The organism is Pseudoalteromonas sp. BMB (genome assembly GCF_001709235.1).
Classification (GTDB): domain Bacteria; phylum Pseudomonadota; class Gammaproteobacteria; order Enterobacterales; family Alteromonadaceae; genus Pseudoalteromonas; species Pseudoalteromonas maricaloris.
Genome location: NZ_MBQA01000201.1, coordinates 1 through 24,497 on the forward strand (window position 1 = coordinate 1; position 24,497 = coordinate 24,497).

Below are 24,497 nucleotides of genomic sequence, written 5' to 3' on the forward strand. Positions count from 1 at the left end.
AGCAAAGTGGAATCCCACCCTGCTCGAGGAATATCCTACGAGGTTATAAATAGCGATACAAATAAAGATGGCAAGTTGGATTATACAGATAAACGTACCTTTGCTTTAAGTAAAGTTGACGGCTCAGGATACACAGAAATTATTTCAGGGTATAACCGTATAGTTGAATCTAGCTTAAATTCTGAAGGTAATCTTTTTGTTGTATTCATCAAAAATAATGAAGTGTATTCAATGGTTATAGATTTACTTACGTTCAAGGTCGTAAACAAAGGCTCTTTGCCCAAAGTAGATTATTCATAACAAGGGCAATTATAAATGGGACGCCTAAAGCTTGGCTGGCGCTCATTCTTCGCTTAGTTTAGCCTGCTATTTTCCGCCGGTTATTGAGGCGTAGGTATGACTCCCCATGTCAAGCAGGGTACACCGATCCCTGCCTAAACTTTTAAGCCTTTAATAATCAGTCTTTCACTCAATAAATTGAGCTAACACATCGAATGAAACAAGTAATGTCGTCGGTTATCATGCTGGTATCCATGGATTACTCACTTTATGGGCAGCGCCGACCTTACTTAACCCGTCGTAGCACCTGTCTTCAGTCTATATTCGTGGTTCAATAATTATTGCTAATTACTGCCATCCTAATGCCCTCGGTGGTTGTGCCACACCCGATGTTTGATCCAATGCGTTAACTCAAAGCCGTTTTTCATCTAATGCCGGCACCCGTGCGATACGTAGTTTGGGATTAACCGGACTTAATACGGTTTCTCTGGCAATCGCCCAGATATAGGCAATCATTCCCACGCAATAGCCGTCACCACCACATTATAGTGCTTTCCCTTGTTCATCAGACGCTGATATCGACGGCAAAACCTAAGCTGTGCTTGCTAGGCCATGTCAACAATTTGCTTAGGTAACCCTTCTTGGCGTTTTTGAAGCTCGGTGGTCACTGCGGCCTGATAGCGATAACTGTGCGCTCCTTCCACTAACAACCGTCTTGCTCGGCCATTGCCACATTTGGTGATTGCGCCTAAATGACGCTTGCCGCCACTGGAATGCTCTGAAGGGACCAAACCTACATAACTCATTAATTTCCTTGGTGGTCGAAGCGCGTTAAGTCGCCAAGCTCTGCTATCACACCTGCGGCCACTAACAGTCTGACACCTCGCATAGCTTGTATAGCTTTCACTACGAGATAGTACCGCCAGTTTCTGACCTGATACTCAAGTTCATTGTCGAGCCGCCTCAGCCTATCCATCCGATCATTAATGGTTTGAATGTATTCCTGTAATACTATTTGCTGGGTTGGATGAGGCAGCACCAATTCAGTGAGCCAGCGAAGGTGTTTGAGCGACCTGTTTGCTGTGCCGCTGTAGTTAATATTATTGCGCAGAAGCAGGTTGATTCTTGGCGTCTTTCAAATCTTTCATGGCCGTTTCTCGAGCGCGGGATAATTCTCGAACTGCTTCATCTTCAAGCTCAGGAACATAGATGGGAGTGAGGTCTTCAGATTTTAGTAGTTTGACCAACTTAATGACATCACGCTTATCAGTCTTTACACGCTCGCCGGGCTTTTTGGGAATAAGTGACGGGACAACCACATAACAGCAATGGCCAAGACTGGTAATGAACCGATATATCCAGTAGCCACAAGGGTCTGCCTTATAGACGAAGTGCAAAGTTGCTTGTGGATACTTGGATTCAAATTGTCTGATAAGCGTTTTAACAGCAGCTTTAGCCGAAGGGATGCGGCCATAATGCACGGGTTGTGCGCCTCAGTGGTCCTCAAGGTAAGCGATTTCATTAAATTCTAGATGTGTGTCTGAGCCAATGAAAAGTATGCTATGTTTGTTCATGCTAGCTTCCGAGGTTTAGTTATTTGACAAACTAATTATGGCTCTGGCTTTTAGCTAACCAACGAAAATGCGGAGGCTAGCACCTTATGGGGAGTCATTATGTCTAGCCTTGAGAATAAAGTTCACCGATTAAGGGTAAAGGAATTGGAAAATGAAAAAAATAACATTTCTATTATGTGCTTTCTTAATATCTGGTTGCTCTGTATTGACAGCACCTTTGTCATGGAATGCACAGCCAATGGTCATTGATAATGATCAGTCAACTTATAAAGCTATTATCGGCGCATCGGATCACAAGGCCTTAATATCACAAGGTGATAGCATTCGTACGAAGATACAGACGCTTATATCTAAATCAAGGAAGAACCTTGATAGAACATCCGGGGGTAATTATGGAGCCGGTTTAATTGCAGCAGCTGTTGGTTTGTCAAGCCTACACAGTGATGCCCTCCTTGGGGCGGGCTATTTGGCTGGTACCCATATTGCGCTCTCTAATCGTCTATCTCCTTTGGGTTATTTACAACAGCTACAAAGAACTTCAAATGCGTTCTATTGCCTCAACAATACTGTATTAGGTTATGTAAGTTCAGCACAAAAAGCATCGAATATCGTGGGCTTTACCGCAAGCACGCAATTCTTCGCGCTGGGATATTCATCAGACTTTAATTCGTATGCCGAAACAGATTTCGACAAAATTAAACAAACATATTTACGTGCTCTTGAACTTTCTCAAGAAAAGCTAGATTCACAAATTAGTCTGACATTACCTGCAGATGTTCAGAACCAGCTGGTAAACGCGTCAAAAGAAGCGGCTAAAGATGAAGTTGAGATTGAGAAGCTTACAGATAGTGATTCCATCAAAGATTTCTTAGTAGAACATGAAAAGTTAGATTCTGCTCTATTGAGCTGTATAGCTCTGATATAGGGCGGTTAATCGGGTAGCTGGAGGTCTCTAACCTCCAGCCCCCACACCACCTGCAGCGCGTTGTCGTGGGCGATAACCCAGTTTTAGTGTAGAAATACGCTTGAGTACTAAAAAACAACCTATCGATAAACGTTTTTGACCAAAGTGATGGAAGTGCTTTCATACTTTTTTACTTCATTTCCTCAGCTTGTATGTTAAAGGTGGTGGGTGTCACTTATTTTTCACTCGGAATTCCAAGAAAAACGAATTTTTGAACTTTTCTATCGTGCTGGTAACGAGCTCACAAGAGCGGCTCAAGGAGCCGGAATTGGTCTGGCGCTTGTTCACGAGCTTGTCCATGCACATCGTGGGGAAGTCTTAGCGGTTCGAAGAAACCCTGGCTTAGCAATCAATATCACTTTTCCAATCACCCCCATTCATTAATGTATTTAACCTGAGCTGCGGATATTCGCCTTGCCTACAGGATGTAGGTACCTTAGCGAGAGCAGGACGCGGAAGCGGTGTTTTCCCTAAAACTCTCTGGCTAGAAAAGGAAAAACCAAGTTATTCTTTAGAAACAATGAGTTGGAACATTCCTTATCCAAACCTCAGGTTATTTAGTAATCTGAGCTGCGGATGATCAAGGCAAATTTTAAACACAATAAGTTTGCTCTTTCTTTATCCAACTTCAGGTTAAGTACTAGAATGCAGCTCAATACTTACAACTTACAACTTACAACTTACAACTTACAACTTACAACTTACAACTTACAACTTACAACTTACAACACACCCTCTCCAATACAGCGCATAAACTCAACTTGATTGGATAAGTTAAAATCAAAATACTACTCATTTATGCACCTAAATAGGAAAAAGTAGATATTTTTTTCGTTCCACCTTTGACAATTATTAATATACAGCTAACTTTGTTACCAACCTGTTTCAAAGGTTAATTTTAAAATAATTATAAATAGGAACAATAAGATGAAAAAAACACTACTTACTTTGTCCATCATGTCGACGTTTGGTGCTACTACCGTTTTTGCACAAGATGCAACGTATCAGGGCGCAGCCGTGGATGCCGAAATTGCAAATACCTGCATCGTGCGTTTTAAAGATGATGTTTCAAAGTTTGATGTTGAAGGTAAAGCGCGTGGCATGGTCGCAAAAGCGAATGCACAAGCGAAACATGTCTATAAAAATACCATTAAAGGCATGGCCGTGAACATGAGCTGTGACAAAGCTAAATCTGCGTTTGCAGGAAATAGCGATGTGATGCGCTTTACTCCCGATGGTAAAGTGTATGCAAGCCCGGCAAAGGCAAAGGGAAAACCAGGTGGTGGTAGTAACCCACAAACAACACCTTGGAGCGTAACGCGTGTTGGCGGTCCTGTGAATGGCAACGGTTATACCGCTTGGGTTATTGATACTGGTATCGACTTAGATCATCAAGATTTAAACGTTGACGCAAGTCGCGGTTTCTCTGCATTTTCTAGCGGTAGAAATGCAGGTATGGACGACGGCAACGGCCACGGCACACATGTAGCGGGTACGATTGGCGCGCTCGATAACGATATTGATGTAGTGGGTGTTGCAGCGGGCACCACTGTAGTTCCAGTAAAAGTGTTAGATGCTCGTGGCTCAGGCAGCTGGTCAGGTGTTTTAGCTGGTGTCGATCACGTTGCGGTCAATGCAAGTCCTGGCGACTGCGCAAATATGAGCTTGGGTGGCGGCTTCAACCAAGAGCTAAATGATGCTGTTGAAAGCGCAGCTCAACAATCTGGTGCTTTCTTTGTGGTAGCCGCTGGTAACGAAAGCCAGCACGCGGCAAATGTATCTCCAGCTAGTGCTTCACACAACCGTGTATTCACTATTTCAGCGACCGATTCAAATGACCGTTTTGCAAGCTTTTCAAACTATGGCAACCCACCTGTAGACTATGCAGCTCCTGGTGTTGGCATTTTATCACTGAAAAATGGTGGCGGAACAACAACGATGTCAGGCACTTCAATGGCTTCACCTGCGGCCTGTGCTGTGATCATGATGCGAAATGGTAACCCAGGTACTGATGGTAAAGCATCGAACGATCCTGATGGCAATGCAGATAGCATCGTTCATCTTTAATATGGCTTAGAGAGCACCTAATGGTGCTCTTCTCCTCTTCCGAATCTCCTTCCCTACTCAATAAACTATTGTTACAAATAAGCACGCCCTATTCTGGAGCTGATGCTTAGTATGTTGCTAAACTGAGCACAACAATAACAATCAAATTAACTGGAATCGCTATGTCATTGCAAAAATGGGGAGGTGTCGCAGCACTCACAGAAGCCGCGACTTATTTATTTGGTTTTGTTCTATTTTTTGGGGTTTTGGACTCAAGTGAACACAATACGCCAGCGTTATATCTAGATTTTTTTGTGCAAAATCGCGATACCTTTTTTCTTGGTTATATCGTGATTGGGATTATTTTCAGCTTTGCCCTAATTGTGTTGGTGCAAGCAATTCATCAACGCTTTAACACAATGTCACCTGACTGTATGAAGTTTGCTAGCGTTGTTGGCTATATTTGGGCGGCGATTGTCCTTGCCAGTACCATGGTTTTTTTAACCAGCATTGAAGCGATTGCAAAATTTCATGAGATGGATCCTTCGCTTGCATTAACGATCAATCGCACCATTTCGATAGTGGTAGATGCACTTGGCGGTGGCATTGAATTGGTTGGCGCGATTTGGGTGCTGGCAATCAGTTGCGTCGGTCTCAAACATAAAATATTTAGCCCACAGCTTCATTATTGGGGTTTGCTTGTGAGTCTAGCAGGGGTTTTAACTTTATTTTCTGGTTTATCTTTCCTTGCCAAGAACCCATTCTTTGAGATTACTACGGCTATATTTGGTCTCGGACAAATCCTATGGTTTATTGGATTAGGCGTGATGCTATTGAGGAGTAAAACATCATCAGAGGTTGCTCCCGACTAAGTTAGGCACAACCACTGCTGGAATAATCCCCCAAAAAGGCGATTGAAAAGTTATCGCCAAAACCACGCATTTACTCAGGCTCCGGCAGCACAGGAGGCGTACTATCCATATAAGTCAAAAAGTTAGCCCAAAGAGTATGGGTTCTGGTTTTTACCAATTCCTTACGACATTCAAGTGCCATCACACCGCGAATAGTACCTTCTCGCCATTGGGTATATACCGCGCCGCAGTGTGCATCGAGATAGCTTTGCCACGCCAACTGCGAGGCTTTAATCGCTGCCACCAGTTGCTCATCAAAAGCATTATGTTCAAGGCTTTTTTGGTAGTAACGTTCAAGTGTTTCAGTTCTGACGTTAAGCTCGCTCATTGCACACTCGTTGATGTCTATGGTTGAGATAGGGTTTTCACACACACCTCCTCCCGCCAACGCGATTTGGCAATTTAATAAAAACAATGCAGCCGCTATAAATCTCATGGTATTTCCTTTTGTGTTTAACCTGTAATGAGCTTCAACATGTTACCGATGGAATCGAGGTTAATTCCACCCATCAGCTCTGGATTATTCAACGCATAGAGGTAATCTTCTATCAAGGGGCAATCAATCTCGTCACGCAGTTCAACAAACCCAGCCCAATTTTCGAGGTCATCTTCGTCGATTTCACCGCTGAGATATTTTGCTAATACCACACTTAACATCGCCTTGCTAATGGCAAGCGATACTGCGCTGTTATCGCTCAATAGGATATTTAACGCCTGCGCTTTGTGTGGGCCGAATGTAACAAATTCGGCCAGTGCTTGTTGCTTATTCATGATTTTTTCTCCAGCTCTGCGACCAAAGCAAATAACTCACTCAGCCCAGCTTGCTGATGCTCGACTTCTTGCGCCGCAAAGCCTAAGCGAATATGACTTAAACTACTAGCCTTATCGAGGGTAAATTCAGGCTCACATTGTACGTAAATCCCTTTTTCAAGCGCTTTTTCAGATAACCTCGAGACGTCGCGTTTGCTGTTTACCCAATACGCCATGCCGCCTTGTGGCATTTCAAAGTCGATATCTAATTTGGCTTTAAGCTCGCTAAGGTGCTGCCCCATCGCCTGATGGCGTACTTGATAGGCTTTGGTCATGCGGCGTAAATGGCGCTCAAATCCGCCCTCTTCCATCCAGTAAGCCACAGCCAACTGGGTAAGGGCATCATTTTTGTGATTAAGTAGCTGTTTACGTGCCACCAATTGCGCTAGCACATCTGCCCGTGCACTCATATAGCCCACACGAGCACCGGCAAACATGATTTTTGAGAAGGTAGAAATATAAATCACAATACCACTTGGGTCGCTTGCCGCCATAGGCTGTAACGGCGGGCAGAGATAATGAAACTCATGGTCGTAATCGTCTTCAATAATAAACACGCCATACTGCTGGCACAGCTGATAAATCGCCATGCGCCTCGGTACAGATAAAGTCACTGTAGTTGGATATTGATGTAAAGGAGTTAAGTACAGCAACTTCACCTTATTTTGTTCAAGGCAGCGCGCCAAGGCCTCCACTTTAATACCTTCTGCGTCTTGCGCTAAAGCAAAAATTTCAGCGCCAGCATTAGTAAAGGCGTGCCGGGCAGGTGGATAACCAAGCATCTCGATGGCAACACCATCACCTGGATTAATAAATGCATTTGCCACCAAAAAAAGCGCTTCTTGGGAGCCATTACAAATCAGCAAGTCATCACATACTAGCCCCCTTGCTCGGCGCAAATATGCCTGAATTTGGGATTTCAGTAACGCGCACCCCGCAATGTCTGAATAGTGAAAATGACTGACATTGTTTTTGCGACACGCCTTTACCAAAAGCCGCTTAAACTCATCATAGGGAAAGGCATGAAGATCTGGTAAGCCCCCTGCAAAACTATAGCGGTAGGCCGTACGCTTAGTGCTGCTTACTGGTGTTAGTGTTTTAGCAAATTGCGGTACGATTTGTGGTGTAGAAGGCACCTCTGAAGTTATCTGTTGGCTACTGAAAATAGGCAGTTCAGTATTGACTCGATAGCCGCTACGCTCTTTAACCACTAGCCAGCCTTCAGCTACCAAGTTTTGTAGGGCATTCATCACCGTGTGCCGATTCATACCATGTAACTCAGCCAGTTTTCGGGCTGAAGGAAGTTTGTCACCGGGTGTGAGTTTACCTTCAGTAATGGCGCTGCGCAAAACATCTGCTATGCGTTTATGTTTAGCATCTTGAGACTGTGTTTTTGGGCTAATAGAAATCAAAACTGGTCTAATTAAATTATTAAATCTGGTTGTTTTATATCAACCAAAATCAGCGCAATATGCAAGCATTAAAAACACAGAATGAATGGAATATTGATGCTTTCAAAACAAACGCTAGAATCCAATCGCGTTAAGCTCACTCCACTTGAAGCCGCACATTTACCTGAGTTATTGGCTCGTGGCAAAAAAACCGAGATCTGGAAGTGGGTATTTAATAATTATTGTCGCGATCAAAAAACCATAGAGCAATGGTTTTACGGCTCTGCGCAGTTTGACGAAAGCGAACAACTTGTTGTTGCAATCATAGATAAAGACTCAGGTAAACTGGCTGGTAATAGCCGCTTGTTTAGACTTGATAAACTCAACCTAAGTGCCGAAATCGGCCACACTTTTATTGGTACTGAATTTCAACGCACGCACGTTAATACCCACGCCAAATACCTGTTGCTCAAATATGCCTTTGAAGCCATTGGACTGGTGCGTGTGCAATTTCAAACGCATGAATGTAATCATAAGTCTCGTAATGCCATCGCACGCCTAGGTGCCCATTTTGAGGGCTTGTCGTTAAAAGATAGACGCCTGCCTGACGGAAGTTATCGTAATACGGCACGATTTGCCATCACCGACGAGATGTGGCCTGAAGTGAAAGCGAGGTTGGAGGAAAAGTTATGAGCTACCCAAGAAACTACTACGTTGAAAGCAATCCAAACATACTCAGCTCTGTGATCGCAAAACACCCGCTGGCTACGCTGACGGTGATACAGGAAGGCAAGATAAAGACGGTTTTTGTACCGCTAACATTAAGTGATGACCATGCTTATTTGCTCGGACACGCTACAAAAGATAACCCGATTTTCCACTCAGGCGGTGTTATTCAAGCTGTTTTCCACTGTGAAGATCATTACCTCTCACCCGCAGTTATCCCTGACATTAAGCTCCCCACGTGGTTGTACGCAAATGTGATAGTTGAAGGTGAACTCGCGCTTATTACTACTGACGATGAAAAATACGCGTCAATGCAAGCGCAAATAACGCATTTTGAGCAGTTTTCAAATAGTGATTGGCAGCTTGATAGCGTGCCTGCCAATCAACGCCAATCGCTGTTTAACGCCATTAACTTTTTCAAGATTAAAATCAATACGATGCATGGCGCTTTTAAGTTAAGCCAAAACCAGTCGAGTGACATTCGCGCTAAAATCAAAACACATTTACAGCCGCTAAAACCTGCGATGTACAGCTTACTTGTATAAATATAGTGACAAAAGTTTAATTTTTCGTTACCTTCCCCGTGACGCAAATCTACACGTCACGTTATCTTTCATTAAGCAGGCTTTGGACAAGAGCAAATTATGGAAGGTTTTAACTACTTATTACAGACTTTATTTTAAGGAGAAAATAATGAAAGTATTACCTATTTTAGCATCACTGCTCATCCTCAGTGGTTGCGCAACAATAGATTATTCTAAAATAGAATTAAGCACTGCATCACTGTCTAATCTGGAAGTTGAAGAAATTGGCAACTTACAGCAACGAAAACATGAAATTAAGATTTCTTTCGATTACGCCATTGAGAATTTCAGTCCAGAAAACAAGCTATATATTTGCTCAGTTTTATTTGCCAATATCGATGGGACATCCGTAACTAGCTTCAAAGGTAAGAGTCACCCTTGCATTCTTAACAATACGACTGGAAGCGTTTCTATTACTTGGCCTACGCCTGTAGATAAAAGCCTCAATGCACCTAAAATGGTACTTTCCAGGCTGAAATATCCAATCGAGTATTTCGTTACTATCCATCAAAAAACAGGTAAAGACTCAAGCGAATTGATTGGCAAGTCTGAAACGCTAATCAGTAAACTATAAACCTCTAGACTGGGGTCAAAGCGCAACATGCCAACTTTGTACTCCAGCCAACCACTGTTTGCGTCAACGAAAAACACAGGTTGATAGACTTTGTGATCAAACTAAATATCTAGCTCATCTAAAATCAAGCGCTGAAAACCTCCCCTTGCGAATGCTAAATGTATGAATCTTTAGTACATTCAAGCTCATATTGCATTCATGATTAAGATGCTTCAATGGTAAAATCAGCAAGCAATTTCTATTTCCATGCGTTATTTCAAAAACCTAATAACAAAATTTATTTTGATGATGCAGAAGTGGCCAGGCCTGATGGCAGTGCTGGCTTTTTGTAGCGGTATCGCGAGCTTTATTTTAGTTGAACGTAAAGAGTCGTTTTCACAGATCATCGCTCTGCTTTTACTCACCAGTTGGCTGTGGCTTATTATTGATAACTGGCTTCGCGACCAAGTGGAGCAACGTTTCGGTATTGTGTTGTCACCCAACTTCATGCGCTTTGCCCTACAAATGGTGCAACAGGAAAGTCTATTCTTCGCACTGCCTTTTTTCTTGGCTGCCACAACATGGAATCATCCACAGGCCGCGTTTACCTGCTTAATTGTACTCTGCGCGTTTATCTCCGTTGTGGATCCGATATATTACAAAAAGCTAGCCCAGCACAATGTGCTGTTTATGGTATTTCATAATTTTGCCTTATTTGTTGTGATTTCAGTTACGCTACCAATTTTGCTTCACCTGACAACCGATCAAAGTATACAAATAGCGCTAGTCACCGCCATTATTCTTACCCTACCGAGTCTTGGCAATGTTATGCCACACGCAAGGTGGTGGCGTTTTCCCTTATTGGCTCTGCTGCTAAGTGCGCTTAGCGCTGGTTTGTGGCAGTTACGTAACTGGGTTCCCCCTGCGGCCTTACGACTCACCGACATAGCACTGGCTTATGAGGTTGATAGGCAACAACGAAAGCCAATGAACAGTATCCAACACCTCGATACCCATTCGCTTCACGAACAAGGCTTATACAGTTGGAGTGCGGTAAAAGCACCTCGGGGACTAAACGAAAAAATCTTTCACGTATGGGTACACAACAAACTGGTGGTCGACCGAATCCCCTTAAATATTAGCGGTGGACGCGAGGAAGGCTATCGTGCTTGGAGCCATAAAACCAACTTTCCCGCCGACTCAACAGGTAAGTGGGAGGTGCACGTTGTCACCAATTCCGGACAACTGATTGGTCTTACGAAGTTTACTGTCTCTCCTTAGGAAAGTTTTAAGGAATTACAATCAATTATCGACACCGAAGCGCGGTGATAGCCTTATTATGATATGGTTAAGTGCCTCTTTTTTAACTCAAGGAAGTCTATGACTAATTTTTCCGTTTTACCGGATGAAAACTCAAAGCGATTTGTTGCTGTGCTCAATAAAAAAGTTGAACTTGGTCGGCTTTTTAATGCGCTTGGCCATATGACCGCTGGGCTCATTGACCAAATTGGTAATACCGATGAGCTCTGTTTTTTACCGTATCAAGACAAAGATGGCGGCATTCACCCATCGATTTCGCACTACCCTTTTATTGTGCTTAAAGCAGATAACAGTAATAAAATCAGAAAAGTGCGAGCAGAGCTTGTGGCTCGTAACATCCCCTTTACCGATTTTACAGATACCATGATTGCTGGCACATCCGAACAGCAAGTAAGCGCCACCGCTGAAACACCAGAACAAGACTTAGAGTACTTTGGCATTTGCATGTTTGGCAATAGCACAGAGCTTAAAGAATTTACTGGGAAATTCAGTTTGTTTAAATAATCTGAGGTTTGGGTAAGGAATCAACTAACTCTTTGTATTTAAAATGACGTTAAATTACTTCCTCATCTAGCCAGAGAGTTTATTTTGGCGCACAAGGTTACTCAAAGACTGCTTATTAGTTGCTTTAGCGACGGCGAACTTAATAAAAACAACAAGATCGCTGTATAAAACATCTCCTACTCGGTAGTGAAGTCATGCTTGTAGGAGGCGATTCACTCGCCGAGCAGTTTATGTTTTCCAACGAATTTTTTATGAAGAAATCCCTCATCTCACCCACCAAAAATTCAATATAAAAATAACAAAGTCGCTGTGTAAAACATCTCCTACCTCAAGGTGAAACCAAGCAAAAAGCCGATACTGGCTTTTTGCTCTTCGTATTTAACACTGTTAAATAATTGTCTTACGGGTTCTTAGGCGATTAAAGTTAACGTAAACCTTTTTACCACAGTCTAATTTAACTGTGAAACCCGAATGCTCCTCTTTGATTTCAATGAGTTTTTCATAATTCTCTTGGAAGTAGGTCTTCGTCGGGATGGATGCGTCTTTAAAGCTGATAAACGCGCCGTATGCCCCTTCAATAGTGGTGTCGCGGCTAACTTCAATCCAATCAAGTGCACGGTTTACATAGCGGTATACTGGATTTGCTTGACCAAGGCGTTTGCTGTCGTAACTGCCGTCGTATTTTAACTCGGTATTCCACCAAGTTTGGTATTGAATGGTGTACTGCGCAGTAGTATAAGGAAAGGCAACACGCTTCTTAGCATAATCACACGTATCATTGGCATAAAACTTACCCGAAATGGCTCCTAAAGTGACGTAACTAAATAGTCCAAGTGGGGCATTTTGTGCAAACAGTAAAGGCGATGTGAGTGAACGCAATAGCGCCAACTTGCCTTGTTCAGTAAGGCCAGACTCACGCACTAGCTTTGAGGTGATCTTGTGTGGCGCTGGGGCATCAAAATCTGGTGTAAATGGTTCCCCATCAAGGCTTGCAGCTAACGTTCCTTTTAATCCCAGTTTTTTGAGATTAGCCAAGGAGTTTCGTGACCAGTCAGACATCAATGCTTCACTATAATTCTGCTTGGTGTCCGTGCCCGTCACCTGCACTTTAGCAGCAGGAAAATACTGCTTAGCAAACTGAACCAGCGCCTTTTCGGAGCCTTGCCAATAGCCGTACATAGTGCTTGGGTGCGCTAACGCTTTTTCGTAACCAGATGATTTTTTACACTCGCTAACATCTGGTATGGCGTTGATTTTTAGGTTAGTACCAACTAAGTTCTCGGTATCCTTTCCCGTATCGTTAATCGCATCTTCCCACTGGCTGAGCAGCTGCCAAGTTGCTAAGTCTGTAGAGCCAACCGCCTCATTATTCCAGTTAATTTCAAAGCGGTGGATTTCATCAGGTAGCTCAAAAGCTTTAACTCTAAACTCCGTTACGATTCCATAACTTAACGCCCCGCCTCCGCGTAGCGCCCATAAGATATCTTCGTTTTCAGTTTCAGATACCTCAACTCTCGAGCCATCTTGCAAAATAACAGTCGCACCAACGAGTGACTCACAGCACATCCCTTTTGCTCGCGTCCACGGGCCCCAACCACCGCCTTGAATATACCCAGCTAACCCAACCGTAGCGCAAGTGCCGTGCGGAATGGTTAACGGCGGAATATCTTTATAACCAGATTCTGCAAGCTTTGGGACTAATTGATAAAAGCGATATCCAGAACCAATATGAGCGATATAGTCATCACCTTCTTTCTCAATGGAGAAGTCTTTTAAACCACTTAAATCCAGTAGCACCACATCTGTGCCGCTACACTCCCCTTCGTGATCATGGCCGCCAGAGCGCACCCGAATGGGTAAGTTAAACGCTATCGCCTCTTGATAGGCGCGCATTACATCATCGGTGTTATTACACATCACAATCACCGAGGGCGAAAACTGAAATCGTGTGTTAAAGATAAGCGCTTTAGCTTGATATTCTCTAAAGCGCTCCATCGAAGTATCCCCCGTTGGCAATAAAGTAAGCAACTGCTGCGCAGAAAAGCCATGCTTGCTTTCTAACGCGAGTATAAATCCTTGTGTCGCGCGCCAATAGCGGTCGATACGCTTTTGTGCTTCTTCTAACTGAGATTCAGGAATTGGCTTATTGGATTGTTTAGGCATTGTTGTTTCCTTGCGCTGTGCTATTTCCACATGGACAGTCGTCCACTTTGTTACCCGTAATGGCTTCGGCGAGATCTTGTATCGCCGGTGCGAGATCTTTTTTATCAATATTGACTTTAATGAGATATGGCTTACATGGGTTTTCATGAAGCGCAGCAAAAACCCCATTTAGATCCGCGACAGTCTCTACATTCAAATATTCGACAAAATACGCATTCGCTAATGATTTATAGTCCCAACGATGCAGATCATCAAATGGTGCAAATGCGCCGGCAGGAGTAAACGCACAGATATCAACGAACGACTGCTCAATTGCATACACTTGGTTACTCATTACAAACACTGCAGTATTGAGTTTGTTATGGCTAATGGTAGACAGTGTTTGACACATCATCATAAACCCACCGTCGCCGGCAACCACAACACTACGCCGATTGTCAGCCAAGGCTGTGCCGAGTGAACAACCGGTTTCATGACCCAACGACCCCCAAGCAGCGTCACTAATAAAGCGACTTTCTTCAATGCCAGTTAAACGAGCCGCCATATAAAGCGAAGAGCTCTCACCTAAAATAAGGTTGCAGTCACGCACCTTTTGACATTGGGCTAGCTGCTTTTGGTATGTGCAAAAGAAGTTTTCGTAGCTGATGGTATCGCAATCCTGTACGGGACTTTTCAAATAGGGGTTTTCCGGCAACGAGCAAAGCGCATGATGCTGCATCGGGTAATGCTCGGCATACACCGTTAAATCATCAATAAACTGTGCTAAATCGATACCACTAAAACGCTCGCAGTTACCAATTCTTGCTTCGCCCATATTCACGCGGATCAATTCGTTACCTTGCGTTTTTAACATGGTCAGGTAATCGTCGGTGAATATCGCTCCCAGCGCTAAAATGCAATCTCGTTTACTAACAAAATCAAACGTTTCAGGCCATGATGCTTCACCCGCATAGGTGCCAACAAAAAGCTTCTTTCCAAGCCCTTGCGCCTCACTTAGTACTGATTTGGCTAGCGTGGTCGTGGTATACGGAATATTGAGAGTACAGAGCAAGCTCTCGACTTCCCTTTGTATGCCAAGCCGCATGATCTCAATGCCTAATAATACCAATGGCTTCTCAGCCTCTTTGAGTCGGTTGATTACTTTATCGAGTAAACTTGCCATCATCGCAGGATTAGATGCAGGTTTTGGGATCACTAAATGGCCATCTGGTTTATCACAAGCTGCGCCCCACACGTTTTGCCATGCTTCTAGATAAATAGGCCGCTTTTCACTCATGGCAAGGCGTAACGCATTATCAATAATCTTAGGAGCAGAAGCAGGATCCGAAAGAATTTCACTGGCGACTGTGACGTTTTTAAACACCTTTTTATCAGCGCTATAGTCGCCGGTAGAGTGGTGAAATAACACGCCTGTTTCTTCAATATCTACACGGTTTTCAGCCGATGGGCTTGCCGATATAACGACAACAGGATTACGCTCGACATAAGCGCCAGCGATGGCGTTTAATACACTAAACGTGCCAACGCCGTATTGCACCGACACCGCGCCAATTCCACGGTATCTTGCATATCCTTCCGCCGCATAGCCTGCCCCTAGCTCGGTTACATCACCTATTGCGTCAATACCAGGAAAGTTATCAAGAGCAGTCATAAATTCTTGTACATAGTCACCAGGCACTTGAAATACCTTATCAAGGCCCAACTGCTTTAACCGCCACAGTAAATGGTCAGCAACCGTAAAATTAGCGGTACTCATGATTAATACCTCGATAAGCGAACTCAGTGACTTCGTCTAGCGTGTCCGAACTGGCATTTGGCTGTTGCTCAGAATGTTGACACGAGCAGCCACCTTTACGGCAATCTACTGGTAAGTAGTTGTGGTGTGACTCAAGCCACTGTTCATACTGGACTTTGTCTTTGGATAACCAATTAGGCGTTGGTAAAGCAAAGAACTCAGCCAATGTCGATTCAGCCGTATTTAATGCTCCTTCTACCCAGCCTTGTTCATAGGAGTACGCTTCGCCAACAATATAGATTTCTTCACTCGCAACAGGGTGGCGCATTCTGCACATGATCTCATCGAGACGATAATTGGCTTTCCACTCATGCCAACCACCGCCATAAGGGTCATCTCCCCATTCTTGGTAGATAGCAGAATATGGCATTGGGAGCGCTTTTTGATTATGTAACGCTTGAATTTGGCGATGTGCCGCTTCAACCATCCCGGTGGTAATTTGATACTGGTTTTTAGGTACTATCTCATTTTCGGTATAGCCTTGTGCACCATAGGCTGGCATATAGCCTTGGTAATGCTCGCCCTTTTCTAAACCTTTCCAGTAAGGGATAGTGCCAATATCATTGTAAGAAGCCATTAGCAGCGAGTTGGTATTGGGCTCACCATAGGTGTGCTCTACTTTACATACCTGTTCGCCTTTTTCGTTAGTCTCGTATTCAAGGCATTCTTTTTGATCGCATTCCGTGCCCATGTAATAAGTTTGACGGATTGGTAAGTCAGTGACAGAGCGACCAGCAACAAGGCCCAAACTGCGCCACCAAGGTTGCTCGTATGCCATAAACATCTTAATCGCCTTTTGGATAAGCACAGATGGAATGTTTTCTTTCAACCAAGGGTCGTCAAAGAACGGCGATTCAATCAGCTCAAGCGAGCGCCTTGGCATAGCCAAAATAAGCCGCTTCACTTTAACGCTGTACGCTGGAGCCTCTTTATCAACCACTTTCCCACTGCTATTCACTTGTGTTGGTTGAAAAGTGAGTTCATAACGATACTCGCCACAATGGTGCAGCTCAATTTTTGCAAGTCGATGCAACACGTTAACTCGCTTACAGCGGTCAAGGCAGCCCGGTGCCGCTGCAAACTCTTCACATAACTTCAGCGGTAACGCCTGGAAACCATCTTTTAGGGTCTTAAATACCGTATCATCGCTATATTCAGTGGCAGGCAACTGAGTAACCGCACTGGCATTCGCCACATTAGCATCGTAGCCACCCGCTTCTTTCATAAACAGGTATGCTTCGTTACTCAACACATGCTCAAGCAAGTTCCAAAAGCCAAAGCGCCAAATTTCCTTGCCAAACACTTTGACTTTCATCTGCTCTGCAAGAGACATATCGGCAAATCCCGGGCAGATGAGGTTCATGACCTTAACTTGAAGATCTTCCGGTCCATAGCCTCGTTCTGTTTCTTCAAGCTGGTATGGGATTTTATCTGGACACTCGGCGAAATCACGATATCTAAAATATTGTCCGCGCAGGTAAAAGAGGTTGTTTTCACTGCCTGCTTCAGGAGAGCTTTCTGCATTTGAGGGGTATAGCGGCAGCTTTGAGCCCATTGGGAAGTCTTTGGTTTGGAGTTTTAGCTCATCCACCAGCGTACTCACCATCACATGATCGTCAGGAATAAAGCGCATTCCACCAAGCTCAGCCACGACGTTGGGTAACCCCGGAAGCGTGCGACTGTACAAACGACCACCGATACGATCGCTATACTCAAATAAGCCTATGCGATGTGTATCACCAAGCTCTTGTTGAAGACGCCATGCACTATAGACACCTGATACACCGCCACCCACAATGGCAATATCTAGTTCTTTATTCATTTTAATATGCTCCTTTAAGCTATTACTTTAAAAGCATATTTAAGGGTCGTGATTTTATCTATTACACCGAGTTACAAGAGATTACAGAGACATTACAGCAACTGCAAAAACCACTTTTCACTAAACAAGCATAGATATGTAACCCAATGTTTTTAGCCAAAATGCTTAGCTAATCGCATTTATTTTGATTAACGCAAATGCCGTGCAAACGGCAATGACTCAACTCGGTGAAGAAATCTGCATAGTCCTACTTATTTCTTATTCCGCCGAAAAGATGTTTATTAATTAAACAAGTCACTTAGCATGATCTTGGTTTTCTTTTTCACCAATTGGCGCTGACTCGATTAAAACAATTGAAATGAAAGTTTCACAAAAAAACTTCTAAAAAACTCAATTTTTACGCAAACAAACATTGACCTTACCACCGTGGCAATCTTTACAGTTATTTAACTTGGCAGATTCATCCTTAAGGTGAAGTTGACTTTTTATTAACCTCACTTTGTTAGTAGGGCATGGAAATTAATTACTTCGTGCGTTACCGCTTTGGCACATGCTTGTCGGTAAACAAACTAATTAGGCCGTTACTCAAAGGTATTAAACACCTTTAACACAACTACAGATAGAGACTAACGAAATGAAATTAAAAGAAAAAATGGTTGGAGAAGTAGAGCAAAAACTCCTAGAGATGATCCGTATGGATGTCGCTGAACACTACCCGACTGTCTCCGCCTTTTATCTAGAAGGTGGGCATTTTGATCCGCGTTATTCCGCTACCGAATTCTCAATAGATTCAATGGTAAAGGTGTTAAATGTTGCTAACAACGCGATTCTAGAGCACAAGAAAAAACTTAAAGTGGTGCTTGGCGTGTTGATAGACGATCTGGGCTTACAGTGTGGTAGTGAGTCTTGTGATATTTCTGCATCCCCAGCAATGACCACCGACAGCCAAGGGCTTGCGCCATTACCTGACGAGCTAGAAGCCGTATTAAGTGATTACAGCATTGTAAAACGCGACCGCTTAGTACTTCAGGGTGAGCGCAATTGTAAAAACCGTGGGATCCAATCTTTACGTAAAATTATCTCGCAAGATTTAGCAAGTTTCCCACAATTGTCACTCGCAACGAGCAACGGTGTAACTAAAATTCTATTCGAAAACAGTAAGGGAGTAGACATCGTTTTAGCTGAATCAAAAGATAAGGATATATGGACTGCAAAATGCCCGCTTATCATGGCGCAGCACTATAAAGATACATACCAAAAAGCACTGAAAATGAACCCTCAGGCAGGGGTATTCCACATTATGGACTTCTCTGAAATGGATGACTTTCACAAGGTCGTGAACGGTACTGAAGTAGCATTAGGACTTTTCCTACAAGACGAAAGCCTTGGCGATAATATCGTTAAGATCTCCAATATCTTCTTGTCTGACTTTGATGTGGAAGATTATTCCATTAACACCCAAACCAGCACCCTAGCCGAAGCTTGCGAAGCGTAACGCCCGCATTTATCCGCTTCAATTTGACTGTTGCCCCAATTTTATACGGAGATTTTTTATGTCACTCATTACAGCACTAGAGAGTAAGTCCACCACGGAAGCGTCGCTACGCTTTCCTATCTATTTGGATCATAACGCCACAACACCGTGCGACGAAGCTGTGTTACAAGCCATGTTACCTTACTTTTGTAACGACTTTGGTAATGCTGCGAGCATGTATGGTTTACATGGCTGGAACGCCCATAAAGCGGTCGAACAAGCGCGTGAAAAAATTGCAGATGCACTTGGCGCACAACCTGAAAATTTTATCTTTACTTCTGGCGCGACTGAAAGCAACAACTTAGGGATCCGCGGCGTGTTTCGTGCTTGTAATCACAAAGGCAAGCACATTATTACTTCGTCGATTGAGCACCCAGCAACGCTTGCAACACTTAGAGATCTAGAACATGAAGGCGCTCGCGTTTCTTATCTTGAGCCGCTACCAGATGGCAGCTTTGATATTGACGCAATGAAGGCCGCAATCACACCTGAAACGATTTTAATCACCGTGATGTACGCAAATAACGAAATTGGCACCATTAATCCAATCGACGACATTGCCTTTATTGCAAAGCAACATGGCATTCTATTTATGTCTGACGCCACACAAGCGCTAGGCAAGGTCGATATCAATCTGACCACTTGCCCTATTGATATTTTAACTTGCTCGGCACACAAAATTTATGGCCCCAAAGGGGTTGGCGGCCTGTATTTAAGACATCAGCATGGCAATAGAGTGGTTGATATTAGACCGCAGATCACCGGTGGTGGAAGCGAGCAAGGGCTACGCGGTGGCACGTTAAATGTGCCTGGCATTGTTGGTTTTGCCAAGGCTGTAGAACTTGCCCAGCGAGAACTGAGCAATGGCGCAATTGACAAAGTTGAGCAGCTAAGAGACAAGCTCGAAGATGGTTTACTGGAGCTGCAACAGGTGCAAGTCAATGGCATGAGCGAAGAAAGACTCCCGCATGTTTGTAACGTCTCTTTTCATGACACCGACGGTAAAAAAATGCTGAGCTTATTAAAGAAAAGCATTTCAGTCAGTACTGGCTCAGCTTGTTCATCAAGCAACCTATCGCCAAGCCACGTATTAACCGCACTTGGGCTTTCGGATGAACTGGCACAGGCAACCATACGCTTTAGCCTAGGCAGGCATACTACAGAAGCCGAAATTGACTTCGCACTCAACAAAGTTAGAGAAGTCGCAGCGCTAACTTCACTCGTTTAAATAATACTAAATTATTCAAAAACAAATACTTAAGGAGAAAAATATAACAATGGAAAACCTATCAAATTTAGCCAATGCACTTGATTACTCGGACATTATTCACCTTGAGTTTTACGTGCAGGAGCAGCTTGCAAAGGGGAAAGAAATTTGTGATTTGATCATTGGAGATTTTGACACGCAACAATTTCCGATGCCCGACTACCTTACCGCACAGATCCAACAAGCTTACGAGAACAAGCAAAATGATTATCCCCCGCTTGAGGGGGTGTTATCACTTCGCGATGAGGTAGCAAAACAAACTAAAAAGCGCTTTAACGTCAGCTATAACCCAGATACGGAGATGCTGATCTCTGGCGGTGCAAGACCTTTGCTGTATTCTGCGATGCTCGCCACAGTGAGCGCAGAAGACAAGGTGATCTACCCTGTGCCTTCTTGGAATAACATGTTTTACACCACCATGTGTGGTGGCAAGCACGTGCCAATTGAAACCAGCGAAGCAAATCAGTTTTTACCTACCGCGGAACAACTTCAAGCACATATATCTGACGCGCGCCTTATCACCTTATGCTCACCACAAAACCCCAACGGCTCCATGTTTTCAAAGCAACAGCTCAGTGAAATCTGCAATATGGTTGTCGCAGAAAACGTGCGCCGCAGAGCGATAAACGCCAAACCGCTCTATGTTATCTACGACCAAGTGTACTGGATGCTGACAATGCAAGAGGTTGAGCATTATCATCCAGCGTCGCTTTGCCCAGATATCAAGCCTTACTTAATTGTGGTTGATGCTGGCACCAAAGCTTTTGCTGCAACAGGCATTCGAGTTGGGTGGGCGACAGGCCCACACGAAGTGATAGCAAAAATGCAGGTGATCCAAGAACATATAGGTGCAATGGCCCCAACGGCAGAGCAACTTGCCACCGCGGTGTTATTTCAAAATGAAACCTATCTACAAAGTTATTTAGCCGACTTTAAAGAAAAAATACTAGCCTCAATGGCGGTACTGCATCAGGGTGTTCAGGATATGAGAGGCGCAGGCATAGCAATCGATTCATTTATACCAAATGCCGGCATTTATATGACCTTGAAGATCGACGCCATCAATATGGAAACCCCCAACGGAAACGTACTCGAAAATGCAGATCAAGTCAGTCGATATTTAATTGATAGCGCAGGATTAGCACTGGTGCCATTTGCCAGTTTCGGCTGTCGTTCTAAAGCGTCACAGCTTTGGTATCGCGCTGCCGTTTGTACTATTTCACCGAGCGAAATTGAAGCGGCGCTGCCAAGATTACAAAGTGCATTACTCGCACTTACCCAATCAAGACTATTACTCGAAGCTTAGCGCTATTTTGCACAACAAAAAAGCCAGTCTTCATCATTGAAGACTGGCTTTTTAACGTTTGGCTATTCCAACCTTCGGCTACTTTAGGCTATTTTGGCAAAGCCCATCTAAAATTGGACAGTTTGCATTTTCGTCACCACTACAGTTATCCGACAGCTGCTTTAAGGTTTCGCGCATTTGCTGAAGTTCATTGATTTTATGTTCAATCTCATTCAAATGATGCTGCGCTATCGATTTGACTTCACGGCTAGTACGGTCTGGGTTTTGTAACAAATCGAGTAAAGATTGGATCTGCGCAATAGGAAACCCCAATTTTCGTGCTTGCTTTATCACACCTAGCAATTGTAATTGTTGCGAGTCGTACAGCCGGTAACCCGCTTCACTTCGTTTGCTGCACTTTAGTAGCCCGCTTGCTTCATAATGGCGGATCATTTTTGCAGAGAGCCCAGTACGCTGCGCGGCTTCGCCGATTGTGATCAGTTTTTCCATGACGTTTACTCCTTTGGTTGCCAACGTTGCAATAACAACGCATTGCTAATGACTAGTAAACTACTGGCCGCCATCGCCGCACCTGCAAAAATAGGGTTAAGGTAACCCAGTGCTGCCAATGGAATGCCAATGACATTAAAGATAAATGCCCAAAATAGATTTTGCTTGATTTTGCGATAGGTTAATTTTGCCATCGCTAAAGCAGATGCCACTAAGCTTGGCTCGCCACGCATCAGCGTCATTGCCGACGCGCTTACCGCCACTTCCGTACCGGTAGCCATTGCGATACCAAGATCAGCCTGTGCCAGCGCTGGGGCGTCATTGATCCCGTCGCCGACCATTGCCACACAGTAACCTTGCTGTTGGGCATTAGCAATATACTCAGCTTTGTGCTCTGGCAGAACTTGCGCTTTATAATCGTCCAGTTCCAGCAATTTAGCATTGTACTGTGCACTACTTTGGCTGTCTCCGGTCAACATTGCAACTTTGATCCCTTGCTGCTTAAGCTGTTTGACCGCGGTATAGGCATGAGCTTTAAGCTTGTCAGTAAAGTAGAATAGCGCCAAAAACTCGCAGCTCAGTTCACTATTTTGGCTTACTAACCAAGATAAAGAAGCACCGGGTATTTCTTCTGGTAGCGCAGGCAAAGTTAAGCCTAACTCTTGCATCCAAAAACCGCTCCCCAAATAGACTGTTTTATCTTGGTATTGTGCTTTAACGCCTCTACCCGCTACCACTTTAAAGTCGCTTACAGGGAGTAATGACAATTGCTTTTCTTGTGCTTTGTTTACCACCGCCTTGGCAAGCGGGTGTTCGCTGTATTGCTGTAACGATGCCGCCAGCTGTAACACATCGTCTTGATGATACGTAAAAGTGTGCATATTGCTAAGCTCTGGTTTGCCCACCGTAAGCGTGCCCGTTTTATCAAAAATCACCATATCGATGGCAGTTGCTTGCTCCAATGCACCAGCATCTTTTACTAAGATCCCATAACGCGCGGCAGTGCCAGTGCCTGCCATAATCGCGGCAGGTGTTGCTAAACCAAGCGCACAGGGGCAAGCAATAACAAGAACAGCCACCGCATTCAGAATACCTGTTGGCCAATCTCCTGTGCTGAGCCCCCATGCAAAAAATGTAATGAGTGCAATCACCAATACCGCTGGTACAAATATCGCGCTCACTTTATCCACCAACGCTTGCACTGGTGCTTTCGCACCTTGTGCTTGTTCTACCAAACGAATAATTTTGGCTAGGGTCGATTCTGCGCCAACACTGGTTGCATCCACTTCAAGCACGCCATCAAGATTCACCGAACCACCAGTAACTTTATCTGTTTGTGCTTTATAAACAGGCACGCTTTCACCGCTGATAAGCGCTTCATCTACCTGTGAATGACCTTCAACTACAACGCCATCAACCGGTATACGCTCACCAGGTTTGATCAATAGTCGTTCGCCGCTTTTTACTGCCGCAGCTGGGACTTCTTGCCAACTGTTATCACGCCAGACCATAGCCGATGTTGGCCTTAAGCTTTCAAGCGCTTTAAGAGCGCTGGTTGTACGTCGCTTGGCTCGGTGTTCAAGATACTTGCCCAACAGCACCAAACTCAACACGGCACTGCTGCTTTCGAAGTATAAATGTGGAGCGCCATGCTCACCGCTGAATGTCCACCACAAATACAGCGACAGGCCATACGCCGCACTGGTGCCGATGGCCACCAGCAAATCCATATTCCCCGTTCCCGCTTTTATTGCTCCCCATCCGGCACGATAAAAACGCGCACCAAAATAAAACTGAACAGGCGTGGCCAATGCCCATTGCATCCACGCCGGGAGCATCCAGTTTTGGTTAAACAACATGGCAAACATGGGTAACACCATAGGTAAGGTGAGCGTCAGTGACGCCACTGCCGGGAACCAATCAACGCGATAAAAGGGAATTGCTGCCACTTGTTCGCTTGACTCATCAGGGTCTGCTTGTGGCTGTACCACAGTGTAACCGGCGTCGTTAAGCTTGGCTTCGATTTCAGCGAACGGTAACTCTGCCACTAAAGTTAAGGTTAGCTTTTCAGTCGCTAAATTGACCTCGGCTTTAATTACCTGAGGTAATGCTTGCGCCGCCTTTTCCACTCGGCTCACACAAGACGCGCAAGTCATGCCTTTAACTTGATATTGCACTTCACTGGTATTGACCTTGTAGCCAGCATCTTTAACCGCACTCACCAACGCCGATACTTCCGCACTGCCTTCAACAGACACCGCTTCCAAGGCTAAGTTAACACTGGCGCTGACAACGCCAGATACTTTCTCTAAGGCTTTCTCAACTCGGCCAACGCACGAGGCGCATGTCATGCCCGATACATTAAATTTTATTACCTTGTCCATTTCTATCTCCGCAAACGCGTTAACTCTCATTTTTGGACACTAACCCTTACCCTCATGGTAAGGTCAAATAAAATT

Annotated in this window: 20 protein-coding genes and 2 pseudogenes; 13 read left to right on the forward strand and 9 right to left on the reverse strand. The window is 44.3% G+C overall.

Going from position 1 to position 24,497, the window contains the following annotated elements:
• A pseudogene (locus BB427_RS24535) lies at positions 1–300 on the forward strand (hypothetical protein); the annotation flags it as partial.
• A 390-nt stretch (positions 301–690) separates the two neighbouring features.
• On the opposite strand, the pseudogene BB427_RS20165 reads toward BB427_RS24535, so the two are convergent.
• Positions 691–1,853 (reverse strand): annotated as a pseudogene (locus BB427_RS20165) (IS110 family transposase).
• 151 nt (positions 1,854–2,004) lie between these two features.
• Here BB427_RS20165 and BB427_RS20170 point away from each other — a divergent pair.
• From BB427_RS20170 to BB427_RS20185, 4 genes are all read left to right on the forward strand, one after another.
• Positions 2,005–2,778, forward strand: coding sequence for a hypothetical protein (locus BB427_RS20170; RefSeq protein WP_069022847.1), 774 nt, complete (start codon positions 2,005–2,007; stop codon positions 2,776–2,778).
• A gap of 207 nt (positions 2,779–2,985) precedes the next feature.
• Positions 2,986–3,201 carry an ATP-binding protein gene (locus BB427_RS20175; RefSeq protein WP_069022848.1) on the forward strand — a complete coding sequence of 72 codons (216 nt, stop codon included), beginning with the start codon at positions 2,986–2,988 and terminating at the stop codon, positions 3,199–3,201.
• A gap of 543 nt (positions 3,202–3,744) precedes the next feature.
• Complete coding sequence (locus BB427_RS20180) at positions 3,745–4,884, forward strand: S8 family serine peptidase (RefSeq protein ID WP_069022850.1); 1,140 nt, start codon at positions 3,745–3,747, stop codon at positions 4,882–4,884.
• A 161-nt stretch (positions 4,885–5,045) separates the two neighbouring features.
• A complete protein-coding gene (locus tag BB427_RS20185) occupies positions 5,046–5,735 on the forward strand; it encodes a DUF4386 family protein (RefSeq protein ID WP_069022852.1) in 690 nt (229 codons plus the stop codon).
• A gap of 70 nt (positions 5,736–5,805) precedes the next feature.
• Here the strand turns inward: BB427_RS20185 and BB427_RS20190 are convergent, their stop codons facing one another.
• The 3 genes from BB427_RS20190 to pdxR are packed head-to-tail and all read right to left on the reverse strand — an operon-like array spanning position 5,806 to position 7,996.
• Positions 5,806–6,210, reverse strand: coding sequence for a lysozyme inhibitor LprI family protein (locus tag BB427_RS20190; RefSeq protein WP_069022854.1), 405 nt, complete (start codon positions 6,208–6,210; stop codon positions 5,806–5,808).
• A gap of 17 nt (positions 6,211–6,227) precedes the next feature.
• Positions 6,228–6,545: a hypothetical protein gene (locus BB427_RS20195; RefSeq protein WP_069022856.1), complete on the reverse strand. Its 318-nt coding sequence runs from the start codon at positions 6,543–6,545 to the stop codon at positions 6,228–6,230.
• Positions 6,542–7,996, reverse strand: coding sequence for a MocR-like pyridoxine biosynthesis transcription factor PdxR (gene pdxR, locus BB427_RS20200; RefSeq protein ID WP_069022858.1), 1,455 nt, complete (start codon positions 7,994–7,996; stop codon positions 6,542–6,544). The genes BB427_RS20195 and pdxR overlap by 4 nt, the downstream gene beginning before the upstream one ends.
• 96 nt (positions 7,997–8,092) lie before the next feature.
• Here pdxR and BB427_RS20205 point away from each other — a divergent pair, with 96 nt between their 5' ends.
• The 5 genes from BB427_RS20205 (at position 8,093) to BB427_RS20225 (ending at position 11,662) form a co-directional block, all read left to right on the forward strand.
• A complete protein-coding gene (locus tag BB427_RS20205; protein WP_010603638.1) occupies positions 8,093–8,668 on the forward strand; it encodes a GNAT family N-acetyltransferase in 576 nt (191 codons plus the stop codon).
• Positions 8,665–9,246: an FMN-binding negative transcriptional regulator gene (locus BB427_RS20210; protein ID WP_069022860.1), complete on the forward strand. Its 582-nt coding sequence runs from the start codon at positions 8,665–8,667 to the stop codon at positions 9,244–9,246. The genes BB427_RS20205 and BB427_RS20210 overlap by 4 nt, the downstream gene beginning before the upstream one ends.
• Positions 9,247–9,394: 148 nt before the next feature.
• The gene (locus BB427_RS20215; RefSeq protein WP_045988417.1) at positions 9,395–9,859 is read left to right on the forward strand and encodes a hypothetical protein; all 465 of its coding nucleotides are present in this window, start codon (positions 9,395–9,397) and stop codon (positions 9,857–9,859) included.
• A 246-nt stretch (positions 9,860–10,105) separates the two neighbouring features.
• Entirely contained in the window at positions 10,106–11,119 is a 1,014-nt protein-coding gene (locus tag BB427_RS20220; RefSeq protein WP_175401306.1) for a DUF5924 family protein, read from the forward strand.
• Positions 11,120–11,218: 99 nt separating this feature from the next.
• Positions 11,219–11,662: a DUF2000 domain-containing protein gene (locus BB427_RS20225; RefSeq protein ID WP_069022862.1), complete on the forward strand. Its 444-nt coding sequence runs from the start codon at positions 11,219–11,221 to the stop codon at positions 11,660–11,662.
• 387 nt (positions 11,663–12,049) lie between these two features.
• Here BB427_RS20225 and BB427_RS20230 read toward each other — a convergent pair whose 3' ends face one another.
• Genes BB427_RS20230 through BB427_RS20240 form a run of 3 tightly spaced genes read right to left on the reverse strand, consistent with a single transcriptional unit; the run spans position 12,050 to position 17,442 of the window.
• Positions 12,050–13,825: an FAD-binding oxidoreductase gene (locus tag BB427_RS20230; protein WP_069022864.1), complete on the reverse strand. Its 1,776-nt coding sequence runs from the start codon at positions 13,823–13,825 to the stop codon at positions 12,050–12,052.
• Entirely contained in the window at positions 13,818–15,581 is a 1,764-nt protein-coding gene (locus BB427_RS20235) for a thiamine pyrophosphate-binding protein (protein WP_069022866.1), read from the reverse strand. Before BB427_RS20235 ends, BB427_RS20230 begins: the two co-directional genes overlap by 8 nt.
• Positions 15,568–17,442 (reverse strand): flavin monoamine oxidase family protein, encoded by a 1,875-nt coding sequence (locus BB427_RS20240; RefSeq protein ID WP_069022868.1) that lies wholly within the window; start codon positions 17,440–17,442, stop codon positions 15,568–15,570. Before BB427_RS20240 ends, BB427_RS20235 begins: the two co-directional genes overlap by 14 nt.
• Before the next feature lie 634 nt (positions 17,443–18,076).
• Between BB427_RS20240 and BB427_RS20245 the strand changes: the two genes are divergently transcribed.
• Genes BB427_RS20245 through BB427_RS20255 form a run of 3 tightly spaced genes read left to right on the forward strand, consistent with a single transcriptional unit; the run spans position 18,077 to position 21,549 of the window.
• Entirely contained in the window at positions 18,077–18,937 is an 861-nt protein-coding gene (locus BB427_RS20245; protein ID WP_069022871.1) for a hypothetical protein, read from the forward strand.
• Positions 18,938–18,995: 58 nt separating this feature from the next.
• Positions 18,996–20,204, forward strand: a complete 1,209-nt coding sequence (locus BB427_RS20250; RefSeq protein WP_069022873.1) for a cysteine desulfurase family protein — start codon at positions 18,996–18,998, stop codon at positions 20,202–20,204.
• A gap of 49 nt (positions 20,205–20,253) precedes the next feature.
• Positions 20,254–21,549, forward strand: a complete 1,296-nt coding sequence (locus BB427_RS20255; RefSeq protein ID WP_069022875.1) for a pyridoxal phosphate-dependent aminotransferase — start codon at positions 20,254–20,256, stop codon at positions 21,547–21,549.
• Positions 21,550–21,627: 78 nt separating this feature from the next.
• On the opposite strand, the gene cueR is transcribed toward BB427_RS20255, so the two are convergent.
• Both cueR and BB427_RS20265 read right to left on the reverse strand, forming a co-directional pair.
• On the reverse strand, positions 21,628–22,038 hold the full coding sequence (gene cueR, locus BB427_RS20260) for a Cu(I)-responsive transcriptional regulator (protein ID WP_010369762.1): 411 nt from the start codon (positions 22,036–22,038) through the stop codon (positions 21,628–21,630).
• A 5-nt stretch (positions 22,039–22,043) separates the two neighbouring features.
• Positions 22,044–24,422: a heavy metal translocating P-type ATPase gene (locus BB427_RS20265; RefSeq protein WP_083229916.1), complete on the reverse strand. Its 2,379-nt coding sequence runs from the start codon at positions 24,420–24,422 to the stop codon at positions 22,044–22,046.
• Positions 24,423–24,497 lie beyond the last annotated feature (75 nt).

Coding starts and splice junctions, on each gene's coding strand:
- BB427_RS20170 (WP_069022847.1), top strand. CDS start 2,005: ATGAAAAAAATAACATTTCTATTATGTGCTTTCTTAATATCTGGTTGC.
- BB427_RS20180 (WP_069022850.1), top strand. CDS start 3,745: ATGAAAAAAACACTACTTACTTTGTCCATCATGTCGACGTTTGGTGCT.
- BB427_RS20185 (WP_069022852.1), top strand. CDS start 5,046: ATGTCATTGCAAAAATGGGGAGGTGTCGCAGCACTCACAGAAGCCGCG.
- BB427_RS20190 (WP_069022854.1), bottom strand. CDS start 6,210: ATGAGATTTATAGCGGCTGCATTGTTTTTATTAAATTGCCAAATCGCG.
- BB427_RS20195 (WP_069022856.1), bottom strand. CDS start 6,545: ATGAATAAGCAACAAGCACTGGCCGAATTTGTTACATTCGGCCCACAC.
- BB427_RS20205 (WP_010603638.1), top strand. CDS start 8,093: ATGCTTTCAAAACAAACGCTAGAATCCAATCGCGTTAAGCTCACTCCA.
- BB427_RS20210 (WP_069022860.1), top strand. CDS start 8,665: ATGAGCTACCCAAGAAACTACTACGTTGAAAGCAATCCAAACATACTC.
- BB427_RS20215 (WP_045988417.1), top strand. CDS start 9,395: ATGAAAGTATTACCTATTTTAGCATCACTGCTCATCCTCAGTGGTTGC.
- BB427_RS20220 (WP_175401306.1), top strand. CDS start 10,106: ATGCGTTATTTCAAAAACCTAATAACAAAATTTATTTTGATGATGCAG.
- BB427_RS20225 (WP_069022862.1), top strand. CDS start 11,219: ATGACTAATTTTTCCGTTTTACCGGATGAAAACTCAAAGCGATTTGTT.
- BB427_RS20230 (WP_069022864.1), bottom strand. CDS start 13,825: ATGCCTAAACAATCCAATAAGCCAATTCCTGAATCTCAGTTAGAAGAA.
- BB427_RS20235 (WP_069022866.1), bottom strand. CDS start 15,581: ATGAGTACCGCTAATTTTACGGTTGCTGACCATTTACTGTGGCGGTTA.
- BB427_RS20240 (WP_069022868.1), bottom strand. CDS start 17,442: ATGAATAAAGAACTAGATATTGCCATTGTGGGTGGCGGTGTATCAGGT.
- BB427_RS20245 (WP_069022871.1), top strand. CDS start 18,077: ATGAAATTAAAAGAAAAAATGGTTGGAGAAGTAGAGCAAAAACTCCTA.
- BB427_RS20250 (WP_069022873.1), top strand. CDS start 18,996: ATGTCACTCATTACAGCACTAGAGAGTAAGTCCACCACGGAAGCGTCG.
- BB427_RS20255 (WP_069022875.1), top strand. CDS start 20,254: ATGGAAAACCTATCAAATTTAGCCAATGCACTTGATTACTCGGACATT.
- cueR (WP_010369762.1), bottom strand. CDS start 22,038: ATGGAAAAACTGATCACAATCGGCGAAGCCGCGCAGCGTACTGGGCTC.
- BB427_RS20265 (WP_083229916.1), bottom strand. CDS start 24,422: ATGGACAAGGTAATAAAATTTAATGTATCGGGCATGACATGCGCCTCG.